Below are 19,789 nucleotides of genomic sequence, written 5' to 3'. Positions count from 1 at the left end.
AAGTGAAATTCTATTACCAAAAAAGCCGATTTTGTAGTATAATAGTACGGTGTCAAAAATCACTGAAACACGGATTAGATTAGGAAAGGATAGGAGATATGAAACAAGTCTTTCTCTCAACAACAACTGAATTTAAAGAGATCGATACGCTCCAGCCGGGCACTTGGATCAATCTCGTCAATCCTACTCAAAGCGAATCGATGGAAATCGCCTCGGCCTTTGATATTGATATCGCCGATCTCCGTGCACCGCTCGATGCGGAAGAGATGTCACGTATCACCATCGAAGATGAGTACACCTTGATTATCGTAGACGTCCCAATCACAGAGGAAAGAAACAACCAGACCTACTACGTGACCATTCCCTTGGGGATTATCCTCACAGAAGAGGCTATTATTACCACTTGTTTGGAGCCTCTACCACTTCTTGATGTCTTTATCAATCGTAGGCTTCGAAATTTCTATACCTTCATGCGTTCGCGCTTCATCTTCCAAATCCTATACCGCAATGCGGAGATTTACCTAACTGCCCTCCGTTCGATTGAACGTAAGAGTGAGCAGATTGAGAGCCAACTTCATAAATCTACTCGAAACGAAGAATTGATTGAACTCATGGAGTTGGAAAAGACCATCGTCTACTTCAAAGCTTCACTTAAGACAAATGAGCGCGTGATTAAAAAATTGACCAGTGCGACTAGCAATATCAAGAAATACCTCGAAGATGAAGACTTACTGGAAGATACCTTGATTGAAACGCAACAGGCCATCGAGATGGCGGATATCTACGGAAACGTCCTTCACTCTATGACAGAGACCTTCGCTTCTATCATTTCAAACAACCAGAACAATATCATGAAAACCTTGGCCCTCGTGACCATCGTTATGTCCATCCCGACCATGATTTTCTCAGCCTACGGAATGAACTTTAAGGATAATGAAATTCCTTTAAACGGAGAACCGCATGCTTTCTGGCTCATCGTCTTTATCGCCTTTGCTATGAGTGTTTCTCTCACTCTTTACCTCATCCATAAAAAATGGTTCTAAACAGGAGTTATTATGTCACAGATTGATTTAAAAGAATTAACAAAGAAAAACCAGGAATTTATCCACATTGCAACCCAGCAATTTCTCAAGGACGGAAAGACAGATGCTGAAATCAAGGCCATCCTTGAAGAAGTCATTCCTCATATCCTTGAAGAACAACCAAAAGGTGTGACTGCTCGTTCTATCTATGGAGCACCAACTCACTGGGCTCACAGCTTCAGCGAAAAAGAGCAATACGAGAAAGAACATCCAAAGGAAAATGACGATCCAAAATTGATGATGTTGGATTCAGCCCTTTTCATCACAGGACTATTTGCAGTAGTTAGCGCCTTGATGAGCTTCTTCTCAAACCAACCTGTGGCCTACGGATTGGTAACACTTATCAGCGTAGGGGCTTTTGGTGGAGTTGCCTTTTACCTGCTCTACCACTTCATCTACCGCTACTACGGACCTGATACTGACCGTAGCCAACGTCCTCCATTCTGGAAATCACTTTTGGTCATGCTAGCAACCATGTTTGCCTGGGTCTTCATCCTCTTCTTGAGTAACTTCCTTCCACAAGCCATCAACATCAGCTTACCACCTCTTGTTTTGTTGGTGATTGGAGGAGCTCTCCTTGCCCTACGTTTCTACCTCAAGAAACGTTTCAACATCAAGAGCGCAAGTGCAGGACCAGCTAGATATTAAGATAAACAATAAAAGTAGTGTGTTTTGTAGACAGACTACTTTTATTATGGCTCCAAAGCATTTTTCGATTCTCCAAAGAAAAGTAGCTACATTTTCTAAAAACGTTCTAATATAAAGGCCTCCCTTAGAATCCCGAGGTTTTATCCTTGAATCCAAGTTGTTTTTCTGTTATACTAATAAAGTAATAAGGAGAAATATATATGACTAAACAGAGAATTAATCAAATTGTTGGTTCAATTGGTGCCTTTATCGGAATTATTGTATTTATAGCCTACATCCCTCAAATTTTTGCCAATTTACAAGGAAATAAAGCTCAACCTTTCCAACCGTTATCAGCAGCAGTCTCTTGCTTAATCTGGGTCATTTACGGATGGACAAAAGAACCTAAGAAAGACTGGATTCTAATCATTCCAAATTCGGCCGGGGTTGTCCTTGGAGGACTGACCTTCCTTACTGCTCTATAAGAATGCAACTACTATAAAAAGCAACCACATCGAGCGGTTGCTTTTTTGCTTACTTTCGTGATCTAAAAGCCTTTTTCTGATTCTAATTCTTGTTGTTTCTCCTCATCTTTTGTGATACAATAGCATCAATTTATTTCTAGGAGGATGAGATATGGTTTCTACTATTGGTATTGTTAGTTTGTCTAGTGGCATTATCGGAGAAGACTTTGTCAAACACGAAGTGGACTTGGGTGTCCAACGTCTCAAGGACTTGGGACTCAATCCTATCTTTTTACCCCATTCGCTAAAAGGCTTAGACTTTATCAAGGACCATCCTGAAGCACGTGCAGAGGATTTGATTCATGCCTTTTCTGATGATAGTATCGACATGATCCTATGCGCCATTGGTGGAGACGATACCTATCGTTTGCTACCTTATCTTTTTGAAAACGACCAACTTCAAAAGGTTATCAAGCAAAAGATTTTTCTTAGCTTCTCGGATACGACCATGAACCATCTCATGTTGCATAAACTAGGGGTCAAAACTTTTTATGGGCAATCCTTTCTAGCAGACATTTGTGAATTGGACAAGGAGATGTTGCCCTATAGCCTTCACTACTTTAAAGAATTGATTGAGACGGGAAGAATCTCAGAAATCCGCCCTAGTGACGTTTGGTATGAGGAACGGATTGACTTTAGTCCAAAGGCCCTGGGAACAGCTCGTATCAGTCATGTAAATACAGGTTTTGACTTATTGCAAGGAAATGCTCAGTTTGAGGGAGAAATTCTCGGCGGTTGTCTTGAATCTCTCTATGATATCTTTGACAACTCTCGATACGCAGACAGCACGGAGCTCTGCCAAAAGTACAAACTCTTCCCTGACTTGTCAGACTGGGAAGGAAAAATCCTCTTGCTAGAAACAAGCGAAGAAAAGCCTGAGCCTGAAGACTTCAAAAAGATGTTGCGGACTTTAAAGGACACGGGCATATTCGCGGTCATCAGTGGACTCTTGGTCGGAAAACCTATGGATGAAACTTTCTATGACGACTATAAAGATGCACTATTGGATATCATTGACAGCAATATCCCAATTGTCTATAATCTGAATGTTGGACACGCAACTCCAAGAGCTATTGTCCCCTTCGGAGTCCACGCCCATGTAGATGCAACGGAGCAAGTCATTCGCTTTGACTATAACAAAGAAAGCTGAGATGAATTTCTCAGCTTTTTTCAGTATCGTTACTAGCATTTTCATCACATACTACCGATAGCTAAAATAATAAAGGATAGGCTATTGCCTAACATGTGAACAAGTAGGGGATAGTAGACATTCTCCTTTTCTTTCACATAAATAATAGAAAAGGCAAGGCCCCCACCTAGGTATCCGACTGCACCGACCCACTCTGATAAAGACAAACTGTGCATATGAGTAAGCGCAAAGGCAAGGCCGACCAAAAAGACACTCAGCCAAGTTGGCAGACTTTTCCTCAAATATCTCAATAAAATTTGACGGAAAAAGAGTTCTTCCACCAAAGGTCCAATGATGCAGGCGAAAACTGCTATCAGTAGTGGTTGCTCTTGAAAGGTAATTTGAATATTCGACTGGTTTAGACCTTGTCCGACCAGCCCGAAAAACTGCCTCAACAACTCTGATATAAATCCAAAGGCAACAGTCATCAGAATGAGAAAGATCCATCCTGTTAAGACGCCAAAGAAGAATTTTCTTTTAGTTTTTCTAATCTCATTCCATTGTTGGATTAATCTATCCTTGAACAAGAAAGAGCCGTATAGTGCTAATACTACATAGACTAGATAATTTGCAATGGTAGACGGCATCAAGGAAGCCAACCATCTAACGCCATCAAACACAAAGAGAATGGTATAGAGGAGCACAAAAATCAGAATTCCCTTATTTTTGTCAGACATCATTTAATTCCCCTTCCATTCACAATCATTCTCATGGTCGTCAACCAGACCTGCAGCTTGTAGAAATGACAAAACTGCAACAGGACCTGTAAATTTGAAACCACGTTTTTTGAGATTTTTGGATAATTTCTCAGATAAGGGTGTTTTAGCTGGGGCTTGACGGTAATCGGGAACATCATTAACGATAGTTTTCCCATCAACAAAAGACCAAAGATAAGCATCAAAAGTTCCGAATTCTGCCTGAACTTGTAGAAAGGCCTGAGCGTTGGCCCGCGTCGCAAATATCTTGGCACGATTGCGGATGATAGCTGGATTATCCATCAAAGCTTCCAATTCTTCATTAGTCATGTCCGCAACACCTTGAACTTGATAGTCATGAAAAGCTTGACGAAAGGCTTGGCGTTTATTGAGTACCGTTTCCCAAGATAGCCCAGCCTGATAAGTCTCCATACAGAGCAACTCAAAAAGTGCTTGGTCATCATGGAGAGGTTGCCCCCACTCCTCATCGTGGTAGGCTACATATAGCGGGTTGTTCATTTTAACCCAGCCACAACGTTTTGGCATAGAAATCTCCTATTTCACCAACATCTTGAGGGCAGACTTGATATAGTTCTCAGCTGTATCTGTCGTTCCTTCAAAGAATTTCTTGATTTTCTTGAGCTCAGTTGCCTTGTAGCCCAGTGCCAACATGGCTTCCATAGCTTCTTCCAGTTCTTGGTTTTCAGCGCTGGTTTGTACTGGCACCTTAGCAGGAAGGGCATCTCCTGCCACAACCACCTTGCCTTCCAAGTCCAGCACCATCTGCTGGGCTGTTTTCTTACCGATTTTAGGGAACTTGGTCAAGTAGGTGATGTTCTTGGTCTCGATAGCTTGAACAAGCCCTGCATTGTCATCAGCAGCGATAATAGCAAGAGCTGATACAGGACCAATGCCTGATACAGAAATCAAGCTGAGAAAGAGCTTCTTTTCGTCTTCTGAGCGAAATCCATAAAGTAGATGAGCATCTTCACGTACAACTTGATGCACATAGATTTGCGCTTCTTGGTTGACTTGCCCTGAGTAGGCATAAGGGTTGGCTACATGCAGAATGTAGCCGATACTGTTAGCTTCTAGGACGATGTATTTAGCAGTAATTTTGGTAATAACACCCTTTAGATATTCGTACATAATTTTCCCTTCAATTTATACTCAATGAAAATCAAAGAGTAAACTAGGAAGCTAACCGTAGGCATAACTTGAGTTATGCAAGGTATGGCTGACGCAGTTTATATTTGATTTTTGAAGAGTATTAGTATTTTCCTAGCTCTCGGAGGCTAGTATGATTTTCCTGAATACGACGGAACATCTTTTCCATGTCTGACTTGGTAAAGTGCACCAAAACAGGACGTCCGTGTGGACAGTTGTATGGATTGTCACATTGGGAGAGTTGGTAGAGAAGCTGTCTAGCTGAATGGTCATCGATACGATGGTTGGCCTTGATAGACCGCTTGCAGGACATCATGATGGCCAGCTCTGCTCGGTATTTCTTGATCGAAACTTCCTTGGTCAAAAGGAGCATATCACACATCTCATAGATACCAGACTCGATTTCCTCCTCTGCCATCCAAATCGGATGTTCCCGAAGGATGAATTGATTCTCACCATATTCTGCTAGAAAGACTCCCACTTCCTCTAAAAGAGGCATTCTTTCCTTGAGACGAAGGGCATCGTCTGCTGGGAATTCAAAGATGTAAGGTACTAGGAGTTGCTGCTGGCTCTGGTCAACATTGCCAATGCTTTCACGGTACTCTTCATACTTAACCCGCTCCTGGGCCGCATGCTGGTCTATGATGTAGAGCCCATCTCGACCTTGGGCAAAGAGGTAGGTGCCGTGCATCTGCCCGAAAAATTCCAACTCTGGGAAACTAGAAGACTCTTCTCGTTCCAGCTTGTCATAAGCCTTATCCAAACTAGCCATATCTAACTCTGGATGATCTAGTTGGTCGTAGCTGACAGGCTTTCTCTCTGCAAAATGCAGTTTGGCTGACTTGGTCATCTGATCCAAGGTTTCCTTGGCGAAGAGGTTCAAATCCTGTTTCTCTCCAGTCAAGTCTACTTGACTGTCTGAAACCTCAGCTGGAATAGAGCTTGTTGCTTCCGTTTGCTCGTAGTAGAGATTGTTTTCTTTAAGTGGGAGAATGGTTTGCTCTACTTTTTCACGATTACGAACAGTAGATTTGGCAAGATTTTCCAGAGCATCTGGAATCAAGGTCTGTTCCTTGAGACTCTTTGCGATAGCTTCTGAAACTAGCGCCATCAGCTCTCTTTCCTTGGAAATTCGCACTTCTTGCTTAGTTGGATGCACATTGACATCCGCCAGATAAGGATCGATATGGATGTGAATAACGGCTAGTGGAAAACGTCCCACCATGAGCTTGCTGCCGTAACCATCTAAAATAGCTCGATTGAGTAGGAAGTTTTTGATATAACGGCCATTGATAAAGAGGCTGATATAGTTGCGATTAGCCCGTGTCAATTCCGGCAATGAGACAAAACCAGAAATTTCAAAGTCTAGGTCAGAATTCTCAATTTCAACCATTTTTTTGGCACTGGCTAAACCATAAATACCAGCAATGGCCTGACGCAGTTGACCCGTACCAGCTGTCCGTGTCATTTCCTTGCCATCACTAATCAGGCTAAAGGAAATCTCCGGATGGGCCAAGCCTAGACGGTTAACGATATCGATGATATGAGATAACTCTGCCTGCTGGCTCTTCATATACTTGAGACGAGCTGGTGTGTTGAAAAAGAGATCCTCCACACAAACCTTGGTCCCAACAGGACTGGTCGCAGGCACAACTTCTTCTACTTCTCCCCCACGAGCCACTAGCTTGGTCCCGTGACTTGCTCCATCCACTGCTGTCAAAAGAGTCAGAACACTGACAGAAGCGATAGAGGGCAGGGCTTCACCACGAAAACCGAGGGTCCGAATCCGAAAAAGATCAGCTTGATTCTTAATCTTGCTAGTCGCATGACGGCGGAGGGCCAACTCTACTTCATCGTGTGCAATCCCGTGACCATTATCGGTAATTTGGATTTTCTTAAGACCAGCTTCTTCGATCTCAACGATAATCTGGCTAGAACCAGCATCGATAGCATTTTCAACCAACTCTTTAACTACGCTGGCAGGACGTTCGATCACTTCTCCTGCCGCAATCTGGTTGGCCAAAACCTCTGGCAATTCAATAATATGAGACATCTTTCAGCCCCTTTCTTAACTGTTTTTATCTATTTCTCTGAAAATAATACTCTTCAAAAATCAAATTCAAACCACGTCAGTCTCGCCTTGCCGTACTCGAGTACAGCCTTCGGCTATTTTCCTAGTTTGCTCTTTGATTTTCATTGAGTATAAGCTAGTGCTATTATACCATATTTCACTCGTTTCCAAAAAAGTCCAAGAAGCAACTTTCTTCCCGATTTTACTAGGTTATTTGCCAAGTTTGTGGTAAAATAGGTAGAAACAATATTTTAAAAAGGAGAAAAGACACATGCACATTTTTGATGAGCTAAAAGAGCGTGGTTTGATTTTTCAAACGACTGATGAAGAAGCTTTGCGTAAAGCCCTAGAAGAAGGTCAAGTTTCTTATTATACTGGCTACGATCCAACTGCTGACAGCCTTCACCTAGGCCACCTTGTCGCTATCTTGACAAGTCGTCGTTTGCAGCTAGCAGGTCACAAACCTTATGCGCTCGTTGGCGGTGCTACAGGTCTCATCGGAGATCCGTCCTTCAAAGATGCTGAACGTAGTCTCCAAACAAAAGACACAGTAGATGGCTGGGTCAAGTCTATCCAAGGACAACTTTCTCGCTTTCTTGATTTTGAAAATGGTGAAAATAAAGCTGTCATGGTCAACAACTACGACTGGTTTGGCAGCATCAGCTTCATTGACTTCCTCCGTGATATCGGAAAATACTTCACTGTCAACTACATGATGAGCAAGGAGTCTGTGAAGAAACGTATTGAAACTGGGATTTCTTACACTGAGTTTGCCTACCAAATCATGCAAGGGTATGACTTCTTTGTCCTTAACCAAGAGCACAATGTAACCCTCCAAATCGGTGGTTCTGACCAATGGGGAAATATGACTGCTGGTACAGAGTTGCTTCGTCGTAAGGCTGATAAGACTGGTCACGTAATCACTGTTCCACTCATCACAGACGCAACTGGTAAGAAATTTGGTAAATCAGAAGGAAACGCAGTCTGGCTCAATCCTGAAAAGACTTCCCCATATGAAATGTACCAATTCTGGATGAACGTTATGGACGCAGACGCTGTTCGCTTCTTGAAAATCTTTACTTTCTTGTCACTTGATGAGATTGAAGAAATCCGTAAACAATTTGAAGCAGCGCCACACGAACGCTTGGCTCAAAAAATTCTCGCTCGTGAAGTCGTGACTCTTGTTCACGGAGAAGAAGCTTACAAAGAAGCCCTCAACATCACTGAACAACTCTTTGCAGGAAACATCAAAAACCTTTCTGTTAAAGAACTCAAACAAGGACTTCGTGGAGTGCCAAACTACCAAGTTCAAGCAGATGAAAACCACAATATCGTGGAACTGCTCGTCTCATCTGGTGTAGTTAACTCAAAACGCCAAGCCCGTGAAGACGTCCAAAACGGAGCTATCTACGTCAACGGCGACCGCATCCAAGACCTTGACTATGTCTTGAGTGACGCAGATAAGTTAGAGAACGAACTGACCGTTATCCGCCGTGGGAAGAAAAAATATTTTGTATTGACTTACTAAACTGTTCAACATTTACCTATAAACAAAGGAGTTACCCTCGAGAAAGGTAACTCCTTTTTGCTGTTAATAACTTTCATCTATCTAGCCTTAATAGACAGGCTACGCAGTACAATGCGCAAGGTTGTTAGATTATGTAAGATAGAGAGATTTGAAGGACTGAGCCAATTAAACAAGCCAAAGCCAATCAAACTACTATTTACGACAACGGTATCTTGAATATTCTTCTTGATGAGTGTTTGCAAAGATGATGATAGCGAATCCAACTCTTGGAAGAAATCCAAGCGATTATCTAGCAATAAGATATCACTCATCTGCTTAGAAATATCTGCACTCTCATTCATCACCACACCGATATCTGATAGGGTTAGAGCCGCTGAGTCATTCAAGCCATCTCCAACCATCAAAATAGTGTGACCTGCTTTCTGCAGTTCCTCTACTAACTCAAATTTTCCATCAGGTTTCAAGTCTGTATAGACCTGATCAAAGGGCAAATCTTTGACTAATTCCTCTGTTCTAACCAAGGTGTCCCCTGTTGCCAGAATCAATTTTTTCCCTTGTGCCTTAAGTTTCTCCAAGGCTGCTTTTGCTTCTTTTCTCAAAGGAGTATGAATGCAGAACATTCCAATCAATTCATTCTGATAAGCCAAGAATAAGAGATTGTAGTGACTCTTGTACTCTTCAATTAAAGCATTTTGTTCTGAACTGATATGAATCTGCTCATCCTGCATCAAGACATAATTCCCAATAAGAACTGGTTGCCCATCTATATGAGATTTGATCCCCTTGCTTGCAATATATTGGAGTTTCCCATGCATTTCCTCATGTTCAATCCCCTCTATCTCAGCTTGCTTGACGATGGCATTAGCAATAGGATGATAAATGTGTTCCTCAAGACAGGCACTGATTCTGAGAATATCTTCCTCACTATAGTCCCCAAAAGGTAACACCTTTTCAACTATAGGATAACTAGTTGTGATTGTTCCCGTCTTATCAAACAAGAAAGTATCAACTTCCAGGTATTTCTCCAGAACATCTCCATCCTTAATCACCATTTCACGATTCAACCCCTCCTTGATAGCTGTCAAATAAGCTACAGGAGTAGAGATTTTCAAAGCGCAGGAGAAATCGACCAATAGGAAAGAAATAGCCTTAGAAAAAGAACCTGTCAATAGGTAAGTCAGCCCAGCCCCCAAGAAATTATATTTGACGACCTTATCCGCCATCTTGATGAAATAGCGTTGTTTCGTTTTCTTGTTTTCTTCAGATTTCTTCATCAACTCAATCAGTTGTAAAATCCGGCTGTTCATCTGATTATCGGTTACACGAATGCGTAACTCTCCAGTTTCTAATACTGTATTTGCACAAACTAAATCAGACTCTCTTTTTTCAACTGGAAAACTCTCTCCCGTCAAGGAACTTTCGTTGACCATACCTAAACCTGAAACTACTTGTCCATCAAACAGAATTTCATTTCCTTGAGATAGGACCAAGACATCTCCTATTTGAACATCGGAACTCTTGATACTAACAACCGTATCGCCCTGTACTAAGAATACATCGCTCTCTTTTGCAAGAAGGCTTTGTTCTAAATCTGTTGCAGTTTTTTTCAAGGACCACTGATCTAAATGATTCCCCAAATCAAGCATAAACATGATATTGCTAGCTGTCTTGGATTGGTTCATAAACAAGGACAATAAAATCGCCGAACAGTCCAAGACCTCCATCGTTAGTTCCTTACGCGCTAGTGTTTGATAGGCTTCTCTAATATAGCCAAAAGCCTGATAACAAGTCCATATATAGCGAATAGGATACGGCACAAAACTACGAAAAAGTATACGCTTAATCGCTGCACCTGAAACAATAGAATAAGCACTCTCTTCTCTACGAATGGGAAGAGTCATCAACTCAGAAACTTTCCCTTTATCAATTCTTTTTAAAAAGGCTTCTGCATTATCTAATACAGAAAAGCCTTCTTTTATACGTAGAGTAAAGTGCTGTTGATCCATGTAAAACTGGATAGACTCAATCCCCTTTTCATCTCTCGCCAAGGAACGAAGATAGTCTTGAATATCCAAGGTGAGTGAAAAAGAAGATGATAGTCGGATATGTTGGTATCCTCTATGTAGCACTTTAAAAGACATATTATTCTCCTATAAGGCTATCTAATTGCTCTTCTTTTTTCTCTTGCTCGTACAAATATTTGGCATCTTGCAAGACATCGTCTCCATGTTGTTTCACAACAGAAACAGATGCATCTAGCCCGTCTTTCAACTTGTAAGCCTTAGCCAAAGCTTTAGAATAACCTTTTTTAGCTTCCTTACTTGCTAAGATTTTCAAGCCAAGGGTACCAAATGCGACACCACCCAAAAAGAGTGATGATTTTTTCGCAACTTTTGCAACGGTTAATACTTCTTTTAACATACTTATTTCCTCCTTATCATTATTATATAGAAATTTAGATATAAAAGCAATTTTATTCTATAAATTGGAGAATTAGTTTTATTTCTACTGAATCTCCCATCTACTTATTCCTAAAGTTGCTTTCATTTGCCTCTTTTGATACACTTAAACTATGAATACAAACCTCAAACCAAAACTCCAGCGTTTTGCTTCTGCGACTGCCTTTTCCTGCCCTATCTGCCAAAAAAAACTCACCTTGGTAGAAACTAGTCTCAAGTGTGATAATCGCCATTCTTTTGACCTTGCAAAATTCGGCTATGTCAATCTGGCACCTCAAATCAAGCAATCTGCCAACTACGACAAGGAAAACTTCCAAAATCGCCAGCAAATCCTAGAAGCTGGGTTTTATCAGGCTATTTTAGAAGGCATCTCGGACTTACTAGCGACTAAACCATCCGCAAAAATAGTCTTGGATATAGGTTGTGGCGAAGGCTTCTACTCTCGTAAACTCCAAGAAGTGCACCCTGAAAAAACCTTTTATGCCTTTGACATTTCAAAAGACTCGATTCAAATCGCTGCCAAAAGTGAACCCAACTGGGCAGTCAATTGGTTTGTTGGTGACTTAGCTCGCCTTCCTATAAAAGACGCCAGCATGGATATCCTACTTGATATTTTCTCACCTGCCAACTACGGAGAATTCCGACGAGTCTTATCAAAGGACGGCATCTTAATCAAGGTCATTCCTACTGAAAACCACCTCAAGGAAATCCGTCAAATGGTACAGGACCAGCTGACAAAGAAGGATTATTCTAATCAAGATATTAAGGAACACTTCCAAGAACACTTCAGCATCCAATCTAGTCAGATTGTTTCTCTGACCAAACCTATCACAACAGAGCAACGCCAAGCCTTACTCAGCATGACGCCCCTGCTCTTTCATGTCGACCAGAGCAAGATTAACTGGAGTCAGTTGACAGAAATTACCATCGAAGCAGAGATTCTGGTCGGAAAAGCACTGTAAATAAATTTTTGAGATACTACAAAGCCCGCACCTCTTCTTGAGATGCGGGTTTAAAACACGATTTTAACTGTCTTTCCGAAAAGTATTAAAAGTTTTGACCTCTCCATTTATTTTCGATTCGAAATGACAAATTTATCAATAAATAGCAAGTGATATAAGGCAAGTGATACCCCATAACAACATCCATGAAAAGAGATTTCTTGATGAGTAAGCGGAAACGAGAAACTATTACCCATATAAAGGCATGACCAAATTACAAAAAGAATCCAAAATAAATCAGTCCATTTATATTTTGAAAAATATTTTTTCCACATAAGAACACCCTCTTTCTTTACTATAATACTATTATAATACTGTTTGTAAACAAATACAAGAAATTTGAGGTAATAGCTAAGAAGAACCTGAGGTTTAAAGGTAGTACAACCAGCCTTCTTAGTGTTCGCTAGGTCTGATTTTTAAGTCTAGAAATTATTGACAAATTATCTTTTCTTTTGAGACCAGTCAACCTCAAGTCCATAACATTCAAAAAAAGCGAATTTCAATTGAAACTCGCTTTTTTGCTAGATAGTGTAATAACTATTAAATTGTATATCTTAGTTCAAGTGCCAGATATCTTCGTTATACTGAGCGATTGTACGGTCAGATGAGAAGAATCCTGCTTTAGAAATGTTAACGATGACTTTATCCAACCATGCGTCACGGTCTTCGTAGTCAGCAAGCATTTGCTCTTTCACTTTGATGTAGTCTTCCAAGTCAAGAAGAGTCATGAACCAGTCTTTGTTGATTAATTCGTTATAAAGACGTTCCAAGCGTTCAATCTTACCAACTGCAAGAACAGCGTCGCTCACGATAAAGTCAACCAATGGTTTGATCGCTTTACGAGCGTAGAATTCGCTTGATTTGTAAGCTGATTTTGCGTAAAGGTCGATAACAGTTTCTGAATCTTCACCAAAGATGTAGATGTTTTCGTCTCCAACCAACTCAGCGATTTCCACGTTAGCTCCATCCATAGTACCAAGAGTCAAAGCTCCGTTCAACATGAATTTCATGTTACCAGTACCTGAAGCCTCCTTAGAAGCAAGTGAGATTTGTTCAGAGATATCACACGCTGGAATCAAGAAGCTTGCTGCAGTAACGTTGTAGTTTTCAACCATAACCACTTGTAAGTGTGGTGCAACTGCTGGGTCATTAGCAATCACTTCTGACAAGCAAAGGATCAAGTGGATGATGTCTTGAGCAATTGTGTAGGCAGGAGCTGCTTTACCACCAAAGAAGACTGTGATTGGACGAGCAGGGATGTTACCAGCCTTGATGTCAAGGTATTTATGGATTACATACAAAGCGTTCATTTGTTGACGTTTGTACTCGTGAAGACGTTTGATTTGGATGTCAAAGATAGAGTTTGTATTGATTTCCACACCTTGGTGCTCTTTCAAGTGACGAGCCAATTTACGTTTGTTGTGAGCTTTGATGCTTTCCAATTTTTCTTTGACAGCAGCCTTGTCTTCGTATGAAAGAAGGTCTTCCAATTTAGAAGCTTCATGGTGCCATTCGCGGCCAAGAATCTCATCCAAGTAGTGAGACAAGCTTGGGTTCGCATGCATAAGCCAACGACGGAATGTGATACCGTTTGTTTTGTTGTTGAATTTTTCTGGGTAGATGTCGTAGAAAGCTTTCAACTCTGAGTTCTTCAAGATTTCAGTGTGAAGAGCGGCAACCCCGTTTACGCTGTATCCATAGTGGATATCCATGTGGGCCATGTGTACACGATCGTTTTCATCAATGATTTGAACAGCTGGATCTTTGTATTCTGCTTTAACACGACGGTCCAATTCTTTGATGATTGGTACCAAGTGAGGAACCACTTCTTCCAAGAATTCAAGAGGCCATTTTTCAAGGGCTTCAGCAAGAATTGTGTGGTTTGTGTAAGCAGTCATGCTACGAACGATAGAGATTGCTTCATCAAGTTCGATACCACGTTCAGTCAAAAGACGGATCAATTCAGGAATCACCATTGATGGGTGAGTATCGTTGATTTGTACAACTGCGTAGTCAGCAAGGTCATGCAAGTTGCTTCCTTTTTCGATTGCTTCATCGATGATCAATTGTGCACCGTTTGAAACCATGAAGTATTGTTGGAAGATACGGAGCAATTCACCTTGTTTGTCGCTATCATCTGGGTAAAGGAAAAGAGTCAAGTTGTGAGCGATATCTGTCTTGTCAAAGTTAATGCCATCTTCAATGATAGATGAATCAACTGAATCCAAGTCAAACAAACGCAAACGGTTTTTAGTAGCAGTTTTGTAACCAGGTACATCGATATCGTAAAGAGTAGATGTCAATGTAAAGTGTGCAAATGGCACTTGGTAGCTACGGCTTGAGCGAACCAACCAGTTTTGGTCAGTCAACCAAGCGTTAGGAATAGTTTCTTGTTGGTTGTTTTTAAGCACTTGTTGGAAAAGACCAAAGTGGTAGTTCAAACCAACACCGTCACCATTCAATCCAAGTGTAGCGATTGAGTCGATAAAGCAGGCTGCCAAACGTCCCAAACCACCATTACCAAGTGATGGTTCCAATTCTACTTCTTCGATTTCGATCAACTCTTTACCTGCGTCAGCAAGTTCTTTTTTAACTTCGTCATAAAGACCAAGGTTAATCAAGTTGTTTGACAAGAGTTTACCAATCAAGAACTCAGCTGAGATGTAGTAAACTTTTTTCTTACCAGTGTTCACCGGTTTTTGGCTGCTTGCAAGTTTGCTGTAGTTAAGAAGAGCAAGGTAAAGCTCCTCATTGCTACATTCTGCGATAGATTTATTGTAACGATTTTGTACAAATTCTTTTAATGGTAACATTTTTATGTCTCCTGATAATGTCTTATTTCTTTAATTCTACCAAATTTTCATTGATACGGCGATAAATTGTAGTCAAGTCAAGCAAAGTTTCTTCGACAGCAGGAGTCAATTGTTCCTCTGTCATACGCCATGACCAGTTTCCACCAAGAGTAGATGGGAAGTTCATACGAGCTGAACCATCCAACTCTAGCAAATCTTGCATAGTTGCAATCGTCATGAAACTTACTGATGCGAAGGCTGTACGAAGCATAGCATGCACCACTGTTTCGTACTCTTTACGGTTTGTGTAGCGTGCCATGTACTCACGAGTTGGATCATCAATCTCATCACGGTACCAACCCAGAACAGTGTTGTTATCATGTGTTCCTGTGTACATAACAGAGTTAGCTGGTGCCAAGTGTGGGCTATCGATACTTTCGTCTTCTGGATTGAAGGCAAATTGAAGGACCTTCATTCCTGGGAATCCAGTACGCTCACGTAGTTCAATAACTTCATCAGTCATGAAACCAAGGTCTTCAGCGATGATGTTCAAGTCACCAAGTTCTTCTTTAACAGCTGCAAAGAGTTTGTAGTCAGGTCCTTTCACCCATTTACCAGGTGCTGCGGTTTCAGAACCAGCTGGGATTTCCCAATAAGACTCAAATCCACGGAAGTGGTCGATACGCACGATATCGTAGATTTTAAAGCTTTCACGCAAGCGTTCAATCCACCATTTGTAACCATCGCGATCCATTGCTTCCCAGTCATAGATTGGGTTCCCCCAAAGCTGACCAGTAGCAGAAAACTCATCTGGTGGGCATCCTGCGATGCAAGTTGCTTTCCCGTTTTCATCTGTTTTAAAGAGGTGTGGATTTGCCCACATATCGCTTGAATCTTCAGCAACATAGATTGGCATATCACCCACAATCTCGATGTGGTTTTCGTTAGCGTATGCTTTCAATTTCAACCATTGTTGGAAGAAAAGGTATTGGGTTACGCGGTGGTAAACAAGCTTGTCAGCTAATTTCTCACGGTAGCTTTCAAGAGTTGAAGCTTTACGCGAACGAATATCTGCATCTGGCCACTCTGTCCAAGCAAGATTATCAAAATGCTCCTTGATAGCCATATACTCTGCAAATAGTTCAAGCCATGATTGATTTTCTTGAGCAAATTTTTCGAAGTCTTTCACATCTCCAACTTCAAGGAAACGTTTGACAGCTTTCTCTAGAAGCGGACGACGTGCATAGTAGATTTTAGCGTAGTCAACTTCAGTTGGGTTGCTACCAAAGTCAATCCCTTCAAGATCACTAGCTTCCAAGAGACCTTGCTCAACCAAGATATCAAGATCGATAAAGTGAGTATTACCTGCAAAAGCTGAGAATGATTGGTAAGGTGAGTCACCATAGCTTGTTGTTCCCAATGGAAGGATTTGCCAGTAGCGTTGCTTAGTGCGAACCAAGAAGTCAACGAAATCATAGGCGCTTTGACCAAATGATCCGATTCCGTAAGCTCCTGGAAGTGATGAGATGTGCATCAACACACCACTTTGACGTTTTTTCATATTAGCACCTCAAGTGTTTATAGTTAAATATTTCATTTTTTATGCGCAAACGTTTGCGCTAACTAAAGTATAACCCATTTCTAAAATAAATGCAAGCGTTTGTAAAAAAACTTTTTCAAATTATTTGCCTTTATAGCTTTTTAAAAATACTATATTCTTATTTTTTCATCTCCTATTAAATTTCCTCTAAATCATGCAATCGTTTCCCTTCAATTATTTTTGAATCGAAATTTACACGATTACATCTTTCTCTTCTATTATACAAACAATTTTAGGAATTAGCTAGTAACAAGCTTTTTAAATTTTTTTCTAAAAAAAGACTTGCAACCGTTTTCTGTTTGTGCTATACTAAAGTCATAAGGGAAAACGTTTGCGTTTCCTCGAAATTAAAATTTGTTATTCTTTAGGAGGAATACACTATGTCAACAAAATTCATGAAGAGCGCAGCTGTACTTGGTACTGCTACTCTTGCTAGCTTACTTTTGGTAGCTTGCGGAAGCAAAACTGCTGATAAAGCGGCTGATTCTGGTTCATCTGAAGGTAAAGAACTTACTTTATACGTTGAAGACCAATATAAAGCATTTGCTGAATCAGCTGCACAAGCTTACGAAAAAGAAGCTGGAGTAAAAGTTACTATCAAAACAGGAGACCAAATGGGTGGTCTCGATAACCTTTCTCTAGATAACCAATCTGGTAAAGCTGCTGACGTTATGATGGCACCATACGACCGAGTAGGTAGCCTTGGTAAAGACGGACAACTTTCAGAAGTGAAATTGAGCGACGGTGCTAAAACAGATGATAAAACTAAATCTCTTGTAACAGCTGCTGACGGTAAAGTTTACGGTGCTCCTGCTGTTATCGAGTCACTTGTTTTGTACTATAATAAAGACTTGATTAAAGAAGCTCCAAAAACTTTTGCTGAATTAGAAGAACTTGCTAAAGATAGCAAATATGCCTTCGCTGGTGAAGATGGTAAAACAACTGCCTTCCTTGCTGACTGGACAAACTTCTACTATGCATACGGACTTCTTGCTGGTAACGGCGGTTACGTATTCGGCCAAAACGGTAAAGATTCTAAAGATATCGGACTTGCAAACGAAGGAGCTATCACTGCTATCAACTACGCTAAAACTTGGTACGAAAAATGGCCTAAAGGTATGCAAGATACAGAAGGAGCTCCAAACCTAATCCAAACTCAATTCCAAGAAGGTAAAACAGCTGCTATCATTGATGGTCCTTGGAAAGCTCAGGCCTTCAAAGATGCTAAAGTAAACTACAGTGTTGCGACTATCCCAACTCTTCCAAACGGTAAAAACTATGAAACATTCGGTGGTGGTAAAGCTTGGATCATCCCATCAAGTACTAAGAACCTTGAAGCTGCTCAAAAATTTGTAGACTTCCTTGTTTCAACTGAAGAACAAAAAGCCTTCTACGATAAAACTAACGAAATCCCAGCTAACACTGAGGCTCGTTCATATGCTGAAGGTAAAAACGATGAGTTGACAACAGCTGTTATCAAACAGTTCCAAAACGCTCAACCAATGCCAAACATCCCTCAAATGTCAGCTGTTTGGGACCCAGCTAAAACAATGCTATTTGAAGCTGTAAGTGGTAAGAAAGATGCTAAGACAGCTGCAAACGATGCTGTAACATTGATCAAAGAAACAATCAAACAAAAATTTGGTGAATAAAAAATTTGTTCAAGGGGGGTGGAATTCAAATCCCCCTTTGAATTTATCAATAAAAACATATATAGTTTAGGTTTTAATTAGAAACCAGTATCCTATGAAAGGAGTTATTATGGAAAAGCAACAACCTAGTAAAGCAGCACTGCTGTCTATCATTCCTGGGTTAGGACAGATTTACAATAAACAAAAGGCCAAAGGTTTTATCTTCCTTGGTGTAACCATCGTATTTGTCCTTTATTTCCTAGCACTTGCAGCCCCTGAATTGAGCAACCTCATTACTCTTGGTGACAAGCCAGGTCGTGATAATTCCCTCTTCATGCTAATTCGTGGTGCCTTCCATTTAATCTTTGTAGTCGTTTATGTACTCTTTTATTTCTCAAATATTAAAGATGCACATACTATCGCAAAACGTATTAACAATGGAATTCCAGTACCACTTACGCTAAAAGATATGATCAAAGGAATCTATGAAAATGGCTTCCCTTACCTCTTGATTATTCCGTCTTATATTGCCATGACCTTTGCAATCATCTTCCCCGTTGTCGTAACCTTGATGATTGCCTTCACAAACTATGACTTCCAACACTTGCCACCAAACAAATTGTTAGACTGGGTTGGTTTGACCAACTTTACAAACATTTGGAGCTTGAGTACCTTCCGTTCTGCCTTTGGTTCTGTTCTTTCTTGGACTATCATTTGGGCTTTATCTGCCTCAACTTTACAGATCGTGATTGGTATCTTCACAGCTATCATTGCTAACCAACCATTTATCAAAGGAAAACGTATCTTTGGTGTTATTTTCCTTCTTCCTTGGGCTGTCCCAGCCTTCATCACTATCTTGACATTCTCAAACATGTTTAACGATAGTGTTGGAGCAATCAATACCCAAGTTATCCCTCTCTTTGCTAAGGTTCTTCCTTTCCTTGATGGGGCGCTTATTCCTTGGAAAACAGACCCAACTTGGACTAAGGTTGCCTTGATTATGATGCAAGGCTGGCTCGGATTCCCATACATCTACGTTTTGACCTTGGGTATCTTGCAATCTATTCCTAACGACCTTTACGAAGCAGCTTATATTGACGGTGCCAATGCTTGGCAAAAATTCCGCAACATCACTTTCCCAATGATCTTGGCTGTTGCAGCACCTACTTTGATTAGCCAATACACCTTCAACTTTAACAACTTCTCTATCATGTACCTCTTCAATGGTGGAGGACCTGGTACTGTCGGAGGGGGAGCTGGTTCAACTGATATCTTGATCTCATGGATCTACCGCTTGACAACAGGTACATCACCTCAATACTCAATGGCGGCAGCTGTTACCTTGATTATTTCTATCATTGTCATCTCAATCTCTATGATCGCATTCAAGAAACTACACGCATTTGATATGGAGGACGTCTAA

Annotated in this window: 17 protein-coding genes; 8 read left to right on the top strand and 9 right to left on the bottom strand. The window is 40.8% G+C overall.

Annotation, left to right across the window (positions count from 1 at the left end; all coding sequences use genetic code 11):
- The first annotated feature begins 98 nt into the window (after window positions 1–98).
- From HMPREF2728_RS03335 to HMPREF2728_RS03320, 4 genes are all read left to right on the top strand, one after another.
- A complete protein-coding gene (locus HMPREF2728_RS03335; RefSeq protein ID WP_070458240.1) occupies window positions 99–1,043 on the top strand; it encodes a magnesium transporter CorA family protein in 945 nt (314 codons plus the stop codon).
- 12 nt (window positions 1,044–1,055) lie between these two features.
- On the top strand, window positions 1,056–1,730 hold the full coding sequence (locus HMPREF2728_RS03330; RefSeq protein WP_006146142.1) for a DUF1129 domain-containing protein: 675 nt from the start codon (window positions 1,056–1,058) through the stop codon (window positions 1,728–1,730).
- Window positions 1,731–1,930: 200 nt separating this feature from the next.
- Window positions 1,931–2,194 carry a SemiSWEET family transporter gene (locus tag HMPREF2728_RS03325; protein ID WP_049496815.1) on the top strand — a complete coding sequence of 88 codons (264 nt, stop codon included), beginning with the start codon at window positions 1,931–1,933 and terminating at the stop codon, window positions 2,192–2,194.
- A gap of 151 nt (window positions 2,195–2,345) precedes the next feature.
- The gene (locus HMPREF2728_RS03320) at window positions 2,346–3,383 is read left to right on the top strand and encodes a S66 family peptidase (RefSeq protein WP_075227026.1); all 1,038 of its coding nucleotides are present in this window, start codon (window positions 2,346–2,348) and stop codon (window positions 3,381–3,383) included.
- Window positions 3,384–3,427: 44 nt separating this feature from the next.
- Here HMPREF2728_RS03320 and HMPREF2728_RS03315 read toward each other — a convergent pair whose 3' ends face one another.
- The 4 genes from HMPREF2728_RS03315 to mutL all read right to left on the bottom strand — a co-directional run bounded on the left by HMPREF2728_RS03315 (window position 3,428) and on the right by mutL (window position 7,337).
- A complete protein-coding gene (locus tag HMPREF2728_RS03315) occupies window positions 3,428–4,102 on the bottom strand; it encodes a CPBP family intramembrane glutamic endopeptidase (protein WP_075227025.1) in 675 nt (224 codons plus the stop codon).
- The gene (locus tag HMPREF2728_RS03310) at window positions 4,103–4,663 is read right to left on the bottom strand and encodes a DNA-3-methyladenine glycosylase I (protein WP_075227024.1); all 561 of its coding nucleotides are present in this window, start codon (window positions 4,661–4,663) and stop codon (window positions 4,103–4,105) included.
- A 9-nt stretch (window positions 4,664–4,672) separates the two neighbouring features.
- Window positions 4,673–5,266: a Holliday junction branch migration protein RuvA gene (gene ruvA, locus HMPREF2728_RS03305; protein ID WP_075227023.1), complete on the bottom strand. Its 594-nt coding sequence runs from the start codon at window positions 5,264–5,266 to the stop codon at window positions 4,673–4,675.
- 121 nt (window positions 5,267–5,387) lie between these two features.
- The gene (mutL, locus tag HMPREF2728_RS03300; RefSeq protein ID WP_075227022.1) at window positions 5,388–7,337 is read right to left on the bottom strand and encodes a DNA mismatch repair endonuclease MutL; all 1,950 of its coding nucleotides are present in this window, start codon (window positions 7,335–7,337) and stop codon (window positions 5,388–5,390) included.
- A 289-nt stretch (window positions 7,338–7,626) separates the two neighbouring features.
- On the opposite strand from mutL, the gene tyrS reads away from it, so the two are divergent.
- Window positions 7,627–8,883, top strand: coding sequence for a tyrosine--tRNA ligase (tyrS, locus tag HMPREF2728_RS03295; RefSeq protein ID WP_075227021.1), 1,257 nt, complete (start codon window positions 7,627–7,629; stop codon window positions 8,881–8,883).
- A gap of 77 nt (window positions 8,884–8,960) precedes the next feature.
- On the opposite strand, the gene HMPREF2728_RS03290 is transcribed toward tyrS, so the two are convergent.
- Together HMPREF2728_RS03290 and HMPREF2728_RS03285 are read right to left on the bottom strand one after the other, a co-directional pair.
- The gene (locus tag HMPREF2728_RS03290; protein WP_075227020.1) at window positions 8,961–11,024 is read right to left on the bottom strand and encodes a heavy metal translocating P-type ATPase; all 2,064 of its coding nucleotides are present in this window, start codon (window positions 11,022–11,024) and stop codon (window positions 8,961–8,963) included.
- A gap of 1 nt (window position 11,025) precedes the next feature.
- The gene (locus HMPREF2728_RS03285) at window positions 11,026–11,304 is read right to left on the bottom strand and encodes a DUF6110 family protein (protein ID WP_000910910.1); all 279 of its coding nucleotides are present in this window, start codon (window positions 11,302–11,304) and stop codon (window positions 11,026–11,028) included.
- 151 nt (window positions 11,305–11,455) lie between these two features.
- Between HMPREF2728_RS03285 and HMPREF2728_RS03280 the strand changes: the two genes are divergently transcribed.
- The gene (locus HMPREF2728_RS03280) at window positions 11,456–12,304 is read left to right on the top strand and encodes a putative RNA methyltransferase (protein ID WP_075227019.1); all 849 of its coding nucleotides are present in this window, start codon (window positions 11,456–11,458) and stop codon (window positions 12,302–12,304) included.
- Between the two features lie 107 nt (window positions 12,305–12,411).
- Here HMPREF2728_RS03280 and HMPREF2728_RS11010 read toward each other — a convergent pair whose 3' ends face one another.
- The 3 genes from HMPREF2728_RS11010 to malQ all read right to left on the bottom strand — a co-directional run bounded on the left by HMPREF2728_RS11010 (window position 12,412) and on the right by malQ (window position 16,696).
- Window positions 12,412–12,618, bottom strand: coding sequence for a hypothetical protein (locus HMPREF2728_RS11010; RefSeq protein ID WP_083280541.1), 207 nt, complete (start codon window positions 12,616–12,618; stop codon window positions 12,412–12,414).
- Between the two features lie 279 nt (window positions 12,619–12,897).
- Complete coding sequence (glgP, locus tag HMPREF2728_RS03275; RefSeq protein WP_075227018.1) at window positions 12,898–15,156, bottom strand: glycogen/starch/alpha-glucan family phosphorylase; 2,259 nt, start codon at window positions 15,154–15,156, stop codon at window positions 12,898–12,900.
- Between the two features lie 22 nt (window positions 15,157–15,178).
- Complete coding sequence (gene malQ / locus HMPREF2728_RS03270) at window positions 15,179–16,696, bottom strand: 4-alpha-glucanotransferase (RefSeq protein WP_075227017.1); 1,518 nt, start codon at window positions 16,694–16,696, stop codon at window positions 15,179–15,181.
- A gap of 419 nt (window positions 16,697–17,115) precedes the next feature.
- Between malQ and HMPREF2728_RS03265 the strand changes: the two genes are divergently transcribed.
- On the top strand, window positions 17,116–18,387 hold the full coding sequence (locus tag HMPREF2728_RS03265) for an extracellular solute-binding protein (RefSeq protein ID WP_006146133.1): 1,272 nt from the start codon (window positions 17,116–17,118) through the stop codon (window positions 18,385–18,387).
- A gap of 109 nt (window positions 18,388–18,496) precedes the next feature.
- Window positions 18,497–19,789 (top strand): carbohydrate ABC transporter permease, encoded by a 1,293-nt coding sequence (locus HMPREF2728_RS03260; protein WP_075227016.1) that lies wholly within the window; start codon window positions 18,497–18,499, stop codon window positions 19,787–19,789.

The organism is Streptococcus sp. HMSC061D10, from assembly GCF_001808865.1.
Classification (GTDB): domain Bacteria; phylum Bacillota; class Bacilli; order Lactobacillales; family Streptococcaceae; genus Streptococcus.
The sequence above is the reverse complement of the archived record's forward strand: the minus strand, read 5'-3'. Positions and strand labels throughout refer to the sequence as shown.